12 protein-coding genes are annotated in these 16,779 nt (G+C 41.0%); 6 read left to right on the plus strand and 6 right to left on the minus strand.

Annotated elements, in window-relative coordinates:
* The first annotated feature begins 12 nt into the window (after positions 1-12).
* From BFP71_RS12795 to BFP71_RS12805, 3 genes are all read left to right on the plus strand, one after another.
* Complete coding sequence (locus BFP71_RS12795) at positions 13-3,177, plus strand: UvrD-helicase domain-containing protein (protein ID WP_069835858.1); 3,165 nt, start codon at positions 13-15, stop codon at positions 3,175-3,177.
* A gap of 14 nt (positions 3,178-3,191) precedes the next feature.
* The gene (locus BFP71_RS12800) at positions 3,192-6,026 is read left to right on the plus strand and encodes a PD-(D/E)XK nuclease family protein (RefSeq protein WP_069835859.1); all 2,835 of its coding nucleotides are present in this window, start codon (positions 3,192-3,194) and stop codon (positions 6,024-6,026) included.
* Positions 6,027-6,100: 74 nt separating this feature from the next.
* On the plus strand, positions 6,101-6,466 hold the full coding sequence (locus BFP71_RS12805) for a hypothetical protein (RefSeq protein ID WP_069835860.1): 366 nt from the start codon (positions 6,101-6,103) through the stop codon (positions 6,464-6,466).
* Between the two features lie 57 nt (positions 6,467-6,523).
* Here BFP71_RS12805 and BFP71_RS12810 read toward each other — a convergent pair whose 3' ends face one another.
* From BFP71_RS12810 to BFP71_RS12835, 6 genes are all read right to left on the minus strand, one after another.
* The gene (locus BFP71_RS12810) at positions 6,524-8,575 is read right to left on the minus strand and encodes a S9 family peptidase (RefSeq protein ID WP_069835861.1); all 2,052 of its coding nucleotides are present in this window, start codon (positions 8,573-8,575) and stop codon (positions 6,524-6,526) included.
* Between the two features lie 65 nt (positions 8,576-8,640).
* Entirely contained in the window at positions 8,641-9,033 is a 393-nt protein-coding gene (locus BFP71_RS12815; RefSeq protein ID WP_141719757.1) for a hypothetical protein, read from the minus strand.
* Positions 9,034-9,265: 232 nt separating this feature from the next.
* Entirely contained in the window at positions 9,266-9,739 is a 474-nt protein-coding gene (locus BFP71_RS12820) for a hypothetical protein (RefSeq protein ID WP_069835863.1), read from the minus strand.
* Between the two features lie 21 nt (positions 9,740-9,760).
* A complete protein-coding gene (locus tag BFP71_RS12825; RefSeq protein ID WP_069835864.1) occupies positions 9,761-10,270 on the minus strand; it encodes a hypothetical protein in 510 nt (169 codons plus the stop codon).
* Positions 10,271-10,283: 13 nt separating this feature from the next.
* A complete protein-coding gene (locus BFP71_RS12830) occupies positions 10,284-10,529 on the minus strand; it encodes a hypothetical protein (protein ID WP_069835865.1) in 246 nt (81 codons plus the stop codon).
* 157 nt (positions 10,530-10,686) lie between these two features.
* The gene (locus BFP71_RS12835) at positions 10,687-12,423 is read right to left on the minus strand and encodes a DUF262 domain-containing protein (protein ID WP_069835866.1); all 1,737 of its coding nucleotides are present in this window, start codon (positions 12,421-12,423) and stop codon (positions 10,687-10,689) included.
* Between the two features lie 313 nt (positions 12,424-12,736).
* Here BFP71_RS12835 and BFP71_RS12840 point away from each other — a divergent pair, with 313 nt between their 5' ends.
* From BFP71_RS12840 to BFP71_RS12850, 3 genes are read left to right on the plus strand one after another with little or no spacing between them, the layout of a single operon-like run.
* A complete protein-coding gene (locus BFP71_RS12840; protein ID WP_069835867.1) occupies positions 12,737-13,255 on the plus strand; it encodes an RNA polymerase sigma factor in 519 nt (172 codons plus the stop codon).
* A 43-nt stretch (positions 13,256-13,298) separates the two neighbouring features.
* Complete coding sequence (locus tag BFP71_RS12845; protein WP_069835868.1) at positions 13,299-14,213, plus strand: FecR family protein; 915 nt, start codon at positions 13,299-13,301, stop codon at positions 14,211-14,213.
* Positions 14,185-16,779 carry a TonB-dependent receptor domain-containing protein gene (locus BFP71_RS12850; protein ID WP_069835869.1) on the plus strand — a complete coding sequence of 865 codons (2,595 nt, stop codon included), beginning with the start codon at positions 14,185-14,187 and terminating at the stop codon, positions 16,777-16,779. The genes BFP71_RS12845 and BFP71_RS12850 overlap by 29 nt, the downstream gene beginning before the upstream one ends.

Genomic DNA, 16,779 nt, shown 5'->3' on the forward strand with positions numbered 1-16,779 from the left:
AACGTTATACAGTTGTCGCTCACCGTTTACAAATCTTCCGCAGGTTCTGGAAAGACATTTACCCTTGTAAAAGAGTATTTGAAGCTGGTTTTAGTTTCTCCTCGAGACTTCAAAAACATCTTGGCGATTACCTTTACTAACAAGGCGACAGAGGAAATGAAACGCCGAATATTGGCTTCCCTTTTAGCGATCGCTGAGGGCAAGACTGAGCCAATGTTCGATACGTTGAAAGTTGAGTTGGCAGATCAATTAGACGAACAAGGCATAAGAGATCGTGCAGCTGAGGCCTACGAATTGATTATTCATAATTACGGCCGTTTCGAGATTTCAACCATCGATAGTTTTTTCTCTAAGGTACTCAGATCATTTGCGAGAGAGCTCGATTTACCCATGAGCTATGAGTTGGAAATGAATACGGGTTTGGCCCTCAATGAATCTATCGATCAACTCTTCAGGAGCCTCGATGACAATCAACAAGTTCGTGACTGGCTAGTCTCGTTTGCCAATGAGCAAATGGAAAATGACAAGTCGTGGAATGTAGACCAGAACATGGCCAAATTGGGTAAAAGTCTTTTTTCTGAGGCATTTCAAGCAGGTTTTAAAAATATCGACCTTGATCTAGACGAACTCAAGAAAATGATTGTCTCCATGGCAAAGACAGTCAAAAGCTACGAGAGTGCCTTAAAATCTTATGGAAATGAGGCCTTAGATCTAATCACTAGCCATGGTTTGACGGTTACCGACTTTAAAGGTGGCACGAGAAGCGTGGCCAATACTTTCAAGAAGATTGCCGATGGTAACTTCGAACTCACCGCTACCTTTTTGAAAGCAGTCAGCGGAGAAGATACCTGGTATACAAAAACATCCGACAAAGCCGATCAGATAGAGCAACTTACTGCGGGTAAATTTGGGGAAGTAGCCCAGGCCATAGTGCAATACATCGATGACTATCAAGTCGAATACAATACAGCCAGAACGCTTGTTAAGAATATGTTTTCTTATGGCTTGCTAGAAGAACTAAACAAACACCTGAAAAACTACAGAGACGAGCACAATGTTATGCTTATCTCTGATAATAACCTCATCCTCAGAGATATTCTAGATCAAGCCGATGCCCCTTTCATCTTCGAGAAGTTAGGGAGTTACTTTAAGCACATCATGATCGATGAGTTTCAAGACACCTCCAATTTCCAATGGTCCAACCTAAAGCCATTGGTCATTAATGCCTTGTCAGAGGACAATAATGTGCTGATTGTGGGTGATGTGAAGCAGTCTATCTATCGCTTCAGAGGCGGGAATATGAACCTGCTATTATCAGCGTTAGAAAATGATTTAGGAGCCTTTTATACGACAGCTTCTAACCAAAACTTAAAAGATAATTATCGCAGTCTCCAAGAAGTTGTGGCCTTTAATAATCAGGTCTTTGAGCAATTACCAGCACTCATCGGAGTTCATGAAAACATTACAGATGAAACCCTTTTTGCTAAAGCCTATGCAGAACATGAACAAACAGCAAAAGGCAAAGCAGGAGGCTATGTACGGGTTCGTTTCTACGAGAAAAGTGAAACTCCTTGGAAAGACGCTGCCTTAGTTGATCTGGTTGAAACTATCAAGGAAAACCAAAAGCAGGGTTTTGAATTGAGTGATATGCTTATCCTAGTCAATGCCAATGGAGAGATACCTAGCATTGCCAATGCCCTATTAAGCGAAAACATTGACTTTATCAACGGAGAGTCCCTCAAAATCACCCAAAGCAATCTGGTCCAGTTTGTTCTTGAGGTTTTTAGATATCTACAGTCAGATTTTGATGAAATACTATTGATGAACTTGATAACCCTTTTTCATCAATTGAGTAATAAAGCGCACCAAGATGTTTTCTTGAGAGGGAAAAATCACAGAATGACTTTAGATGAGGCCGGTTTCCCGAAGGCCTTTTTAGATCAAAAGCATCACTTAAAACAACAGTCGCTTTTCGATTTAGTCAGCGAAGTCCTATTGATTTTCGATTTTAAAGATCACGGTGATGTTTACATACAGCAGTTTTTGGATGTAGTTTTAGAGCAAACACAAAAGGGGATCAATGCCATCAATACTTTTATGGAATGGTGGGATAGCGAAGGTCACGAAACCACTGTTTCGGCCAATGAAAAGAATAATGCTGTCCGGATTATGTCGATTCACAAGTCGAAAGGTTTGGAGGCACCGATTGTTTTTATCCCTTTTACCCACTGGAGCATAATTCCACCTGTTAGACATCAGTTTTGGACAACCGATCTGCCAGAAGCTTACAAATCCCTAAAATTTGTACCCTTAGATTATTCAAAACGGTCGCTCGCTAATTCCCATTTTGCCGAAGAATTCCATCGAGAGTCAGCTGCTTTTGCATTGGATGTGTTGAACAAAACCTATGTAGCCTTTACAAGACCAAGAGAAAAGCTGTATATCGGTGCGCCAAATGGAGCATCTAAATCGAAAAATCCATCGCTAGCTACAATCCAGTCTTTGCTTTGGAACTTGATGCCGAGCACGGAAGCGATCGAGACTTCGAGTACCGATTTTACCGATTATGAGTTCGGTCAGAGTGAGGTGAAAATTGGCCAGAGTGAGGCTACTTCAGCAACAGAATCCGTCCAAGTCTACCCGGCATCGTCATACCTACAGAAACTTACGATTAGAAACGATTCAGATCGGTTTTTCATGCTGCAAGAAGGCGATAGCGCTCAGAATATCACGATTGGTAACCAAGTACATGAAGTTTTATCGGCTATCCATACTCAAGATGATTTGTCAATGGTGCTGAAGCAAATGCAGCAATCGGGAGAATTAGATGACAAAGCAGTGAAGGAAGTCTCAACTCGGATTGAAAAGCTCTTTTCGGACCCAAAAATAGCGCCGTGGTTTGCGGATGGCTATCAAGTTTTAAATGAAAAGGAGATTTGGTTCGAAGATAGAATTCATAAACCGGACCGATTGCTCACTAATGGCACGCATGCCATTGTTATCGATTACAAAAAGGAAAAAGAATCTGATTTGCATCACCAACAAGTGCGTCGTTATATGCGCGCTATGAAGGCCTTGGGTTACGATCGGGTAGAAGGCCATTTAATCTATGTGGAACCCGTCATCGTCAGAGATGTGACCGCGCAAGAAGGTACGGCGCAAATGACAATGTTTTAGCTTCAATATTACAAATGGAAACTTTTCATCAAGCAGTTGTAGCCCAGATAGATCCCAATAAATTGGGGGATTTAAAGTCGTGCTGCTATGTGTTTCCAACAAAAAGGGGAGGTGTCTTTTTTAAACGTGCGCTGTTAGATCGTTTCGGCCGTCAAAACTTTATTTTACCCACCATACTTAGTATCGAAGATTTGGTTCAGGAAATGACCAAAATGACGATTACAGATGAACTGACACTGTTATTTAACCTTTTTAAAGTCTATCAGAAGCGAGATAAAGACCTGACCTTCGATAAATTCTATGCTTGGGGGAAAGTCATTCTGAAAGACTACGACGAAATCGATCGCTATTTAGCAGATGCCAAAAAAATCTACTCCGCCCTTCAAGATATTAAGGAAATCGACCATGTCTTTGGTTATAATGATGAACTGAGAGACATCATTGAGCGCTTTAGAACGCTGACCGAGAAGCAGGAAAAAACGAAGCTACTGACCGAGTTTCTCAAAATTTGGAAAGAGGTCGGTAACGTTTACGGTGAATATCAAGATGTTCTGCTTCAAGAGGAAAAAGCCTATGGTGGCATGCTTTACCGATCTCTGGCCGAGGTACTCAAGCACGAAAACTTCGATCATAAGTATTCGCATTACCACATTTGTGGATTTAATGCCCTTTCTAAATCGGAGGAAGTGATTTTTGACGTATTGGTCAAAGCTAAAATAGGCACGCTGTATTGGGATGTAGATCGTTATTACTTGAATGACTATATCGAAGAGGCAGGTGATTTTGTAAGAGATTATGCCAAAAAATGGCCTGATTCTGTTTGGATAAATGCCGATTCGCTACGCCACCCAAAGCAAGTTACAGTTCATGCGGTGCCACAGTTGATGGGACAAGCGCATTTGGCGGCAGACTTAATGTCGGAAGTAGTCGCTTTGGGTGGAAAACCTGAGGAATCCGCGATCGTATTGGCCGATGAAAAGCTACTACTGCCGTTATTATACGCCATTCCACTAGCCGATCAGCACGTAAATGTGACAATGGGGTACCCCATGAAGGCCACCGTAGTATATGATTTCGCCTTGTCTTATTTGGAACTTATTCGTCGGGCTAAAACTGTTTCGGGCGACACTATATTCCATGTCTATGATCTAAGACCCTTCCTTTCCAACGCTTATACGGCCATTTTCCATGAAGGCATTTATGACGACCTGAATCATTGGTTTGTTCAAGAAAAGAAGAACAAGGTGAGCTTATCAGCACTTCTAGAGCGATTAAATTCACAAGAACTAAAAGAATTACTGAGTGTTGGGCAGGAATGGTCGGCTATTAGTGAAGGGTTTAAGAAATACCTGACTTCGGTATTCTACCACTTCAAATCATTAGAGCAGGGTGTAGCCGATCGTGAGTTTATATACTTCTTCCTTAAATCACTAAATCAGTTTAATGACTATGTGAAAAATAGGGAAGGCTTTTCAATTCGCCTGATTAAAAAGATCATACAAGAGCACTTTAGATCCTTGAAAATTCCATTTGAGGGCGAACCGGTCAAGGGTTTTCAGATTATGGGATTTCTAGAAACTAGAACACTAGATTTTAAGAATGTTATTATTCTATCGACTAATGAAGGTAAAATTCCGGCAGGTAGAAGCTTGAATTCATACATTCCCTATGGCCTAAGAAAGGTTTTTGAACTTCCAACTTTTGAAGAGCAAGACGCTATTTATGCCTACCATTTTAAGCGGCTTATGCAGCGTGCTGAGAATATTCATTATGTATATGACAACACCGTAGCGGCCGATTCTACTGGGGAGGTGAGTCGTTTTGTGCTACAGCAATTACGCCGATACAAGGCGTTGCCAAACTACACAGTGAGCGAGAAGCTTTACGAAGGAATAATTCCGCCTCAGGAAGAGAAAAATGAAATCACCATCGTAAAAGATGAGGCCGTTATGGAGATGCTGGGTCGTTATATCTCTGGAAACGAAGAAGGCAAATTTCTATCACCGACTTCGCTCACGACCTATATTACCTGCCCACTCAAATTCTATTTCCAATATGTAGCGCGATACAGCGAGCAAGATCAGGTAGAAGAAGACATCGATGCGCGTAACTTGGGAATTGTAGTGCACGAGGTGTTGGAGAAACTCTATACGCCACATTTGGACAGAGAAATCGACAGCAGTCAGATTAAGCTTCTGAAAGGCTTAGTTGAAAAGCAGTTGATAGTGTCGTTGGAAGAAAACAAGATTATTCAACCGAACCAGACCCTGACAGGACGAGATTTGGTGACCAAAAAGGTGATGGAGCAAATGGTACACAAAGTCCTTGATCTAGATATCCGACTGGCACCATTTAAAATGGTTGGTTTGGAAAAGAGCGATTATCGCTATCAAGTATCGCTGCCTTCAGGCCAAAAAGCGGATATAGGAGGTACCATCGACCGCATGGATGAAAAAGACGGCGTGACTCAAATTATCGATTACAAAACAGGTAAAGTAACGCTAGCTCCCCGAACCAGTCTAAAGTTACCTGCTGATGAATACGTAAGTACATATTTCGAAAAACCAGCTTTGAAATCTGGCTTTCAAGGGTATTTGTATGCGCTTTTAACTCGCGGGCATGTGGCTGAACAAGTCAGAATTGGCATTTTGAGTATGCGCCATTTGAGCCAAGGCACCCAATGGTTAAGGTCAGGAAATACAGTGTCAGCGGACATTATCGATGCATTTGATGCACAACTGAAGGAAATGGTTCAAGAAATCTATAACCCTCAAATTCCATTTACCCAAACAGAAGATGTAGCCCAATGCGAGTACTGTGCTTTCAATAGGGTGTGTCGGAGGGTCTGACCAACAAGTGAACTATTTTTTTCTATTCTCTCAAAGAGGACCTAAATTCAACCTGAATCAAAAACTCATTCCACATGCACATCAACCCAACCCCCGAGCAACAACAGCAATTCATGAAAATGCCAGACCTTGGACCAGTTTTCATGATCAATATGCTCAAGTTCAAAACAGATGGACTAGCGAAATACCAAGCCTATATGAAAGCCGTAGCACCACTTATTGCAGAAGTTGGGGCAGAATTAGTTTGGTCGGGACAGCCACTAAGTATACTGATCGGACCAACGGATGAAACCCTTTGGGACGCGGTTTTGATCGTAAAGTACCCTAATAAAATGGCCCTTGCTCAGTTGGGAGGTCACCCTGATTATCCTGGGCACTTAAGAACCGATGCTCTTGTAGATTCTCGACTTATCGCGACGACTGAACTTTCGCTTTTATAAAAAATCCGCCATAACGTGTTGTAATGGCGGATTTAGATTGTTTATCGGCGATGAAAATTAACGCCTGATATCGACCGAAACGGATTCAGTTTTATACTTGTCAAACCAGGTTAAAATGGCAGCTACTTTACCGATCAGGTTACTCGGCCTTGCGGCTATGCCATGATAAGCACCCGGAATTCTCACCATAGCAGTTTCTACCCCTTGCAGTTTGAGCGCTGAATAATACTGCTCCGATTCATGGATTGGCGTTCTTAGATCAGATTCCCCCGTCAAAAGCATCGTTGGTGTAGTGACATTCCCGACCAGAGAAATAGGCGAGTGCTTCATATACTTTTCAGGGTCTTCCCACGGCTTCTTGTCGAACCAATAGCGAGTCGCAAAGGCAGACATATCTGCATAAAGAGCCCAGCTGTACCAATTAATTACAGGCTTAGCGACCACCGCAGCTTTAAAGCGATCGGTTTTACCAATAATCCATGAGGTTAACACTCCACCACCAGAGCCCCCAGTCACGAAAAGCTGATTTTCATCGATATAGCCCCGTTTAATCACTTCATCGACCCCAGACATCAGGTCATCGTAGTCTTTGCTTGGATAGTTCTTGTCAATCTGGTTTCCAAAGTCATAGCCATAGCTGGTACTACCACGTGGATTGGTGTAAAGGACTACATAGCCAGCCGCAGCCATCAGTTGAATTTCACCTGAGAAAACAGGGCCGTAGCTTGTGAAAGGACCGCCATGAATCTCTAGAATCAGTGGATACTTCTTGTTCGGGTCAAAATCTGCAGGCTTAACAATCCAGCCATGAATATCTAAACCATCTGCGGAAGATTTGTACCAAATCTCCTCAACGCTTCCCAATTGCTTGTAATCCAGCAGGTCTTCATTGACTTTGGTGATTCTTTTATTGTTGCCCTTATTGCCAACCCCTAAATCGGATGGTTCCTGTGTTTCAGCCCAAGTATAGGCGTAGTTGCCATTAGCTGCGATAGAAAATGCACCAGAAGTATAAGGTCTGCCCAGAGAAACACCACCCAAACCATCGGTAATCTCGGTCACCTTGCCTTTGGTAGTGATATAGCCAATCTTTGTATGTGCTTTATCGGTGTATTGAAAATACAGCCCTTTACCATCGGCAGACCAAGTAATATTCCCTACATCGCGATCGAGGTTTCCAGAAATAAGTTGACTATTTGAACCGTCAATATCGGCGATATACAAACGGCTGATTTGATAGCCTCTATATTTGTCGTCAAAGCCTAAATAGGCCATCTTTTTACCGTCAGGAGAAATGGCCGGATTGCCATCAGGTCCATACCGATCGGTTAGTTTGGTTAGCTGACCAGACATTAAATTAATCGAATAGATATCAGAATCAGTGCCCTCTAATTCTCTATCCTCGCGCATATTCGCACTGAAATAAAGATGTTGGCAATCTTTGCCCCATACGGCGCTGCCGTGATTGAAAGGCGCATCAGTCAATTGTCTTGGTGTACCGCCAGAAACGGGCACCGTAAAAAGCTGTTGATTGCCTTGAGGCAACTCACCAACACCATCACGTCTCCAACCAAGGTCATCGACGTATTTTGGAGGGGAATTCCATTTGGCACCCTTCGGTGCGGCAGGCATTTTAATGGGAGAGGGCTTTGCTTTGGGGACAAACATATTGAAAGCCAGGTGTTTGTCGTCCGGCGACCAAGTAATATTTGAAGGAGACTTTTCAGAATTCACTAAAACCATCTCTTCGCCCGAATCCATCCACCTTAGGTAGATTTCTGACTTCCCAGACTTATTCGATGCATAAACGATCTTTTTACCATCGTGGGACCATTTGGGAGATCGATCATTTTGCTCTCCTGTGGTCAAAGGACGATTTGATGACCCGTCGAAACTCGCGATCCATAGATTGGATAGGTTTCTATCGGTCATTACATCCTTGAAGTTTCGAACGTAGATGACTTTTTGTCCATCGGGAGAAATCTGAGGATCAGATACATACTCCAAGTTGAAAATATCGAGCATTTCCAATTGGTTGGAGACTTGCCCGAATAGGCCGACCGATGAAAAGAGCAGGCAGGCAAATACTAGTCGCTTAAAAGCATTCATAAGGGTTGAAGATTGTTGAGGTAAGAAAGATAGTCAAATGAGACGAGAGAGGGAAGAGGGAATTTCTACTTGTTGATGTCTGACAGAGTCTTTTTAAACTCTTGAATCTCATCATAATCATCAATTTCAAGAAGGTCAATCAGTTTTAGGAAATGGAGTTTACCATGACGATAGTATTCTATTAACTCTTTTTCAAGACGTTTTATTTGAGTTTTATACATCAACTGAAATTTGACCTCAATTTGTCTCTCATCCTTTAAAAACAAGGTCAGTGTATTATTAACACCATTTGATCTTGCTGGGTTGAAGTCTCTGGAATAATTCCACTTGTCGAAATGATCGTGTATTGAAAAATCAATTTTTGCGATGTCTGAAAGGTGATAATCAACACCGTCTATTTTAATGGAGCTAGAGGAGAAGAATAATTTTTTATGAAGGTTACCATTTAAAGGAGCCATCCTAGTATGTTTAACGGTGGTGTAATACATGGCTAGTCCTAACGACGTGAATAGTAGTATGAAACCTAAACCCTCAAGAAATTCTGATCCTAGATATTTTTTTGAATAAAAGCTTAAAATAAATGCGGTAAGGAACAAGGACAGTACAATCATATTGGGAGTGACCTTCTTCGTCCTCTCAGGGGTGTATATTTTGTATTCTACTTCCATACAGAGCTAATATAGGCTTCTTTCACATCAGCAAAAACACCAGATCAGCAATCAAAAGCACCTGAAGCACAAACACCAAAGTGCTCATATTTTTGTTAAATCGGTATCGAATAAAAAAGACTGAAAGAGCCAATAATGGTAACACCAGTCCCGAAACTATTCTTAACGAATACGTATGTTCATCTCCAATTCTGGGTACTTTGTACCAGTTCACCTCTTGGAATATTCGTGAGACGGAATAGGCGACGAAATCCTGCGGTTTCACAAGGTTGGTAAAGGCTTCTTCGACAGGAAAAGTATGTTTACTCGTCTCAATTTGATAGGAGTAATGGAAGTTACCTGCCGCATTATTATACTCTTCACGAGATTTATTAATACTGACTATTTCATTCATTTCAAATTTCCCGGGAAGCGCTAAATCGACTAAAATCACCAAGGCAAGGAGGGTGAAAATTCCTGTTATAGTTAATTGAAGTTTGTTTTGATTTTTGGTCATTGTCAAAATTTACTTTGTAAGTCACTTATAATCATACAATGCCACTTCAGAATCTCCGTTACTAGGCAACCAACCGTTATTTATTTTTTCAACTAAGTCGATTAAATGTTTTTTAACCTTAGACTTTGTGAAATCTAGACAAACTACTTTGTCAATTTCAAAATTATCATCATTTGCAAGGGTGGAAGCAAACCAAAACCCTTCCCCAAAGTTCTTGTGTGCAGTTGTCATCGGTGATTTTTCATAATCGTACTTCTGTTTTGTTCGCATTTCATAGTCAACTCCCCTCCATGCTATTTCTTCATCAAAATAGTCTTCTGTGATACCTGCCAAAGCTCCAGTGCTACAGGTATATGAGACGTTTTTATCCATGCAAACTTTAACCGATGATCGAACTAACTCCTCATCTTCTTTATTGGCTATTGTGAATGCCACCCAGTCTCTTTTTGGTAAAGCAGGTTTCCATTCCGGATTATTTCTAACCTGCACGTAGAATACTTTTCTACTATTTACTCTGCCTATAAATTCCATGATGTTGAATAATCTAGTCTTTACCTTGGTCTAAAATAGAAAGTCTACTTCTTACTTCAAGGGCATATCGAATTCGTAGTTGATCTGAAGAGTTGTTTGGTAACCAAAATGTTCCTGTTTTGGAAAAAGGATAGGTCAGTCTTTGAAACCTGTTAAGTTTAAACTGTTCTATCTCAAGTTGAGAAAGAATTTCGGCTGTTTTAAGTTGAATTTCGTTTTGAGAACTTTCTTCAATACCAATGATGATCTTATCAGTCAATTCAATTAACTGATTGAAATTAAATTCGCTCGAATCCCCTTGAATGATTAACTGAGACAGTTCGCTTGCCTGATTAATTGCTATATGTAGGTCTTGAGTATTCAGTAGTTATGAATGATAAAGAGTGTGAAAGTTATGCACATTGCTACCAGGCTTTTTACTCCTTCCATCTCTTTATCACCCATGAAGCTAGTATTTCAGCACGGTCGATAATTGTTTGTTCACCCCATTCTTCCCATTTCTCCGCTATGTCTCTTGCTGTAATAAACATTGATTCTTTCTTGAACCTTATTCTCTTTTTCGAATAGATGTCTCTTTGAACATTCTTATTAAGTTCGCCAGAAAGAGGTATCAAATTGGACAAAGTATCTTTTAATTCAGAGTGCCTTTCTTTAGTGATAATTTTAGACCATTTATCTCCTTCTATCCAGGAGTTCGGCATTATATGTTCCATTGTAAATTCATCAGAGGGCGTATCTCCTTCGATTGATTTATCAAACTCTCTTAATAAGTATGGTGTAATTCGAGCTTTATAAAGTGCCCTAGTTTTAACTGCATTTATTACCTCCTTATTATTTGGGTATTGAATAGTAGAACGATTAAGTATTTCTAATTTTAAATTATCTACTGATGGATTAGATTCAATTTCATTCCAAACTCCTTTGAAAATTGCATGTAAGCCAGTTGGTTCGTATCCAAGGATTGCTCTTCTAACTAAAAAGGATTCCAAAAAATCAAGAAGTTTAATTCCTTTTTTCAAGCTAAGATTACTTGCCTGAATCTCGTAAATAATTTTCATAACGAAAGGATAGGTTGCCGAGGGAACTCTTATTGCATGTAGGTTCTTTATTTGTTGGTTTAATTTAATTGATTCGTATGACGGATTACCTAAAACTATATCTAAATAAGTCTTTTGATAAGGTTTCATTTGGCTAATAATTTCACCTGGGTTCAAGTCTTTCCATATTACTCTTAATTCAGAAAAAAGCTCTGATTTTTTTACTGATGAGTTGTAGATAAGAGTGTAAGGGAAAAAGAATCCGTCTTCCCTTTCTTCAAACTGTGCTTCAAATGGTCTCCATTCCGTTTCGTATGTATTTAGTGATTCTTCAGGGTTTTGACTGATTCTAGAAAATATTTCATTTCTAACTAAATCTACTGTTCCAACCTTAACACCTCTAAAATTTAATCTTTCAAAAATCTTGGTAGCAACAACGGCATCAGTCAATTTCAGATGTACAAATGTTAAGTCACGAGTGATAATACTCAATGTTTCTTGGAGATATTCAATAACAGCTTGAGGCTCCGAAGGGGACGTCTTTTTCAACCACGCTATTATTCGTGAATATTGTTTAGTAAGATTACCAGAGCTATTTCCAGAAGGCAATGGAGGTATCGGAGGGTTTTCTTTTAATGTGTCTTGTAAATGCTCAGGTGTGTTTATTCTATCCCAAATAGCTCTAAACTGACTTCTATCTTTAAACGATGGTACTAGCCTCGTATTTACATTCAAACCTCTTCGTTGTGGAAGTAAAAGGAACTCTTGAATTATTTCGGATGCAGCTTCCTTATCGTAAAAATGAATTCGTTCTGCAATGGCCAGCATGAAAATGTATAATGTTAGCAATCTTTGTTGTCCATCAACTATGTCTAAAGACCGTAGTCTACCGGTGATTTTAGAATCTCTTGGCCTTTCGTAAGCCACAACAGCTCCTAAAAACTGGGAGTTTTCGATAGAATCTTTAATCAACTGGAGATCATGAATTAAGAAATCAAATTCTTTTTGTTTCCAAACGTAAGGACGCTGAAATATTGGAATATGTATTTGGTCAGCATCTCGGAATAAATCTTCTATGCATTGTTCGTCTTGACTATCTGTGATCCAATTTTTCATTTAGACTTTTTTAAAGATTTGTAACATTATATTTCGATCATTTAGACAAAAAATCGGTATTTCACCAGCAGATCTAGACCCACCGTCAGCACATTTTTTTCTTTTACAAAAGCACAGAGAATCAATTAGGCTATGTATTTATCTTTCTTTAAGAAAAGAAAATATCGGTATAATCACAAGTGACTGAGTCCAATAGGTAAGGTCGGGTGATAGGAGGTAAGGAACTCATCCGAAACCCTATGGTTAGCCTCATTGCTAACTAATTCCCTTCCATCTTTCCATAGAAAATGATTAATCCGTACTTTTCGACGTCATGGAAAAATCTGTTTGTCAAGAGGAGACCTATAATGCCTTATACCATGAGCATTTTCAGTCAGTCCGAAACTATGTCTACTACAAATGTGGTGATATGGATCAGGCACAGGACATTGCACAAGAAAGTTTTATCAGACTATGGCAAAAGTGCGCCGAGGTCATCTTTGAAAAGGTAACCGGTTTTGTCCATACGGTTGCCAATCGATTATTTCTAGATAAAGTAAGATCGGATAAGGTTTCCCTCAAATTCGAGAAAAACCAATTGCCACAACAGAATACGGAAGACCCTTTCCACCAGTTAAGAACCAAAGAATTTCAAAACCAGATAGAGCAAGCCATTTCAGAATTACCAGAAGGCCAGCGCGAAGTGTTTTTATTGAATAGGGTAGATAAACATACTTATAAAGAGATAGCCGCTATGCTAGGGGTAAGCCAAACCGCAATAGAAAAGCGCATGACAAAGGCATTGATCAAGCTAAAAGACAAGATCGAAGAATTTAAAAGTTATAATATTTAAGAAGGGGGTTGGGTAAACTAACTGCCCCCTCGTTTTATAAGCAGTGAGCAAGCAACTTGAAAATAAAGAATTTATTGCCCGATGGCTGAGCGGCGACTTGAGCGAGGAAGAGAAAGCATCCGTCAATGATACTGAACTCCAAGATCTCAAGGCGGTTTTGGATGATATCGATACCTGGTCTCTTCCAGAGGTAGATACCCACGAAAGTCTCAAGGCCCTTAAGGGTCAGTTGGCACCGCCAAAGCCAGCGGCTAAAGTGATCAGCTTTAGACCGTTGCTTCGTTATGCTGCTACTATCGCTCTCATTGCCGCCGCATGGTTTATCTACGATGCTACCACAAACGATGGTATGGTTAATCTTAAAACAGGCTTGGCGGCTACTTTGGCCCATGAGCTACCTGATGGTTCTGATATCACCCTAGGGGCCGTTACCGAGGTAAATTATTCGGAAGAATCTTGGAATGAGGCACGGACCTTAGATCTTAACGGTCAGGCCTACTTCGATGTAGAAAAAGGCGCCACATTTACCGTTGAAACACCATTAGGCAATGTTCGCGTACTGGGTACACAATTCGATGTACAGAATTTAGATGATTTGTTCGCCGTCAACTGTTTTGAGGGAAGTGTCGCAGTTACCTTCAACGCGCAGCAGGAAATACTTAAGCCGGGTCAGGGACTCGTGTTTGAAGCAGGTGCATTGAAAAAAGTTGAATTCACCGAGAGTTCCCCTGTCTGGTCCTCGGGCATCAGCGTTTACGATGGGGCCAATTTAGAAGCCGTCGTTCAAGACCTAAAACGATACTACAATGTAACGTTGGAGCTACCGCAGGAACTTACCGATAAACCATTCAATGGATCATTCTATCACAACAGCTTAGAGGGAGCATTACAATCTATTTTCATCCCATTAGAGATAGACTATGTTTTAAGTGAAGACGGAAAAGTTATCTTTAAGTAAAATTCTGTTTACACCGGGCATGGCGAGTAAAACAAGGCTAATTGTCATTTTTTTGGTAGTGTTTGGGTTTAGTTTTTTGCCCCTAAGAACACATGCACAATCTGAAAAGCCCTTGACGGGCGTGTTAAAGTCCCTAGAAACAAAGCATGGCGTAGTCTTTTCTTTCAACCCCAAGCTTATCGCTACATTAAAGGTTTCACTGGCCGATCGTGATCAAACACTCGAAGCAGTTTTAGAAGCTATTAGTGCGGCATTGCCTTTGAAGTTCGAAAGGAGTGGAGAAAAAGGAGTTCTGGTCATTCCCGTGCGTTCCACCCTCACATTTACAGTGCACGATGCCGATGGTGAAATTCCACTAGACCTGGTTTACGTACAAGTAAATAGTGAGCAGCCAAAATACTTACTCAGAAAAGAAGGCACCTTTCAGTTAGGACAAACTTTCCCGGCAGATTCGCTCATGATTAACTCCTCCTTCTATCAATCCTACAAAACAACGGTAGCCCAAGTAGCTGCTATGGGCGGAAAAGTGAAATTGACGTCAGATACTACCGATTTGGGGGACGTAATGGTACTTTCATACCTCACGAATGGTGTCAACTCAGTGTTAGGCGACCATAGAATCGAAGTGGACATGTCTCAGCTTAGTTTAATAGCTGGGGAAACAGACGGTGATATCTTTCAAGTCCTACAAGCTATTCCGGGTATCCGATCACCTAACGGAAAACCGGGAAGCCTTAACCTAAGAGGTGCCCCATTCGATCAGAACCTACTCTTGTTCGATAACATACCTATTTATCACTCGGGTCACTTTTTTGGTACATTTTCCCCCTATAATCCTGCTATTGTCGATAAAGTAAGCGTATACCGAGGAGGACTTCCAGTAGATCGAGGAGGACGTGTTGGTGGAGTGATAGATATTCGATCTATGGCGCAAGTACCTGACTCACTATCAGGCGGGCTTATGCTCAATACCGTATCGACAGGCTTTGAAATAAAAGCCCCGATTGTTAAGAATAAACTGGCGCTAATGCTTTCCGCCCGATCGAAACTGCCCGGCGATAATTTGCCGCCCAAATTAGATGCTTATTATGATCTTAACTTTCAGGGAAGTCGAATTGCCACCACATCGCTTCAAGGACCGCTGGATTTAAGAAATTTAAACGTTGGATTTAGCGATTTGAATGGTAAGCTACTATTCGAACCGAACGCCAACCATAGTTTCAACCTAAGTTTTCTGAATATCGATAATGATTTCGGTTACGACCTAGTGACAACCAATAGGTCCGTAGTGGAAACTGAAACCAATACCCTCGACAACTGGGGGCTTACTTTCGAGTGGAAAGGCCAACTGTCAGATCGGCTGAAAGTGAGGTCTAGGTATACCTCATCTTCTTTTCGGCTAAATGAGACCAGAAATGAGTTCCAACAAGGTAGACCGACGCCAAGCTCCATTCAATTTGTGAAAAATGGTATTGATGATCGTCGGGCAGATGTAAGCCTAAACTATAAGGTAAATGCTAGCACAGACATCGATTTGGGATACGAGTACTCTCATCACGAAGTCACTTTTAACGATCGGATAGAGGGAGATGACCCGCAAGAAATTGATAAAAGAAACGGATCGGGAGATATTAATTCTGTCTATTTCAGTCTAAATAACCAGTTTAACCAAAAGCTCATTGTGAACGCAGGACTGCGTATGAATTATTTCTCCATGGATAATCAGCAGTTTCTAGCCCCAAGAATATTTCTGACCTATTTGGTCTCTAAATCATTCTTCCTAAAAGGATCGGCCAGCGGCTCTTACCAATACGTAAGGCAAAACTTTGCCGACGATTTCGACGATTTCAGAATCGAGAACCAATTCTGGACCTTGGCCGATGAAAACGTACCAGCCCTTACGGGTACCCTCTACATGCTAGGTGGTTTGGTCGATCACGGAAGCTGGCTATTTGATCTGGAATTATATTCCAAAGAAGTACAAAATGTGCTCCGTCCTTCAGGCAATGGCATTGAAAACTCCCTGGGAGATTTGTATGTGACAGGTCTGGATTTACTCGTCAAAAAGCGATGGTCTGGACTGGAAACTTGGGTGAGTTATTCGCTCAGTCATGCCGAAGAGTCTTTTGTAACTGAAAGAAATCCACCAGGGCAGCGTGAACCTAATCGACTAAGGCAAGATGCATTTTTCGACCAAAGACATGTGCTAAGTGTAAAAATGATCGCCCCGATAAATCGTTGGAATTTATCAATTTCATGGTCGCTGATGTCGGGGTTACCAGTCTATCTGGCAGACTCGGATGATATTCGGGACGATCAGGAATTCAGAGATTACAATGTCAGATTCAGCGGCAATTTCCCAGTGCAACATCAACTAGATCTTTCCGCTTCCTACCGTTTTACAAAACCATCGGCCAAATGGAAGGGCGTTTTGGGTGTGTCCATCCTTAACCTATACGATAGGCAAAATATCATCAATGCATTTCAAGAAAATGTCGATGTTTTTAATCCAATACGCTATGGTATAGGCTTAACGCCAAATGTACAATTGCGTGTGAGCTTTTGA

The sequence above is a fragment of the Roseivirga misakiensis genome (assembly GCF_001747105.1).
In the GTDB taxonomy this organism is placed as follows: domain Bacteria; phylum Bacteroidota; class Bacteroidia; order Cytophagales; family Cyclobacteriaceae; genus Roseivirga; species Roseivirga misakiensis.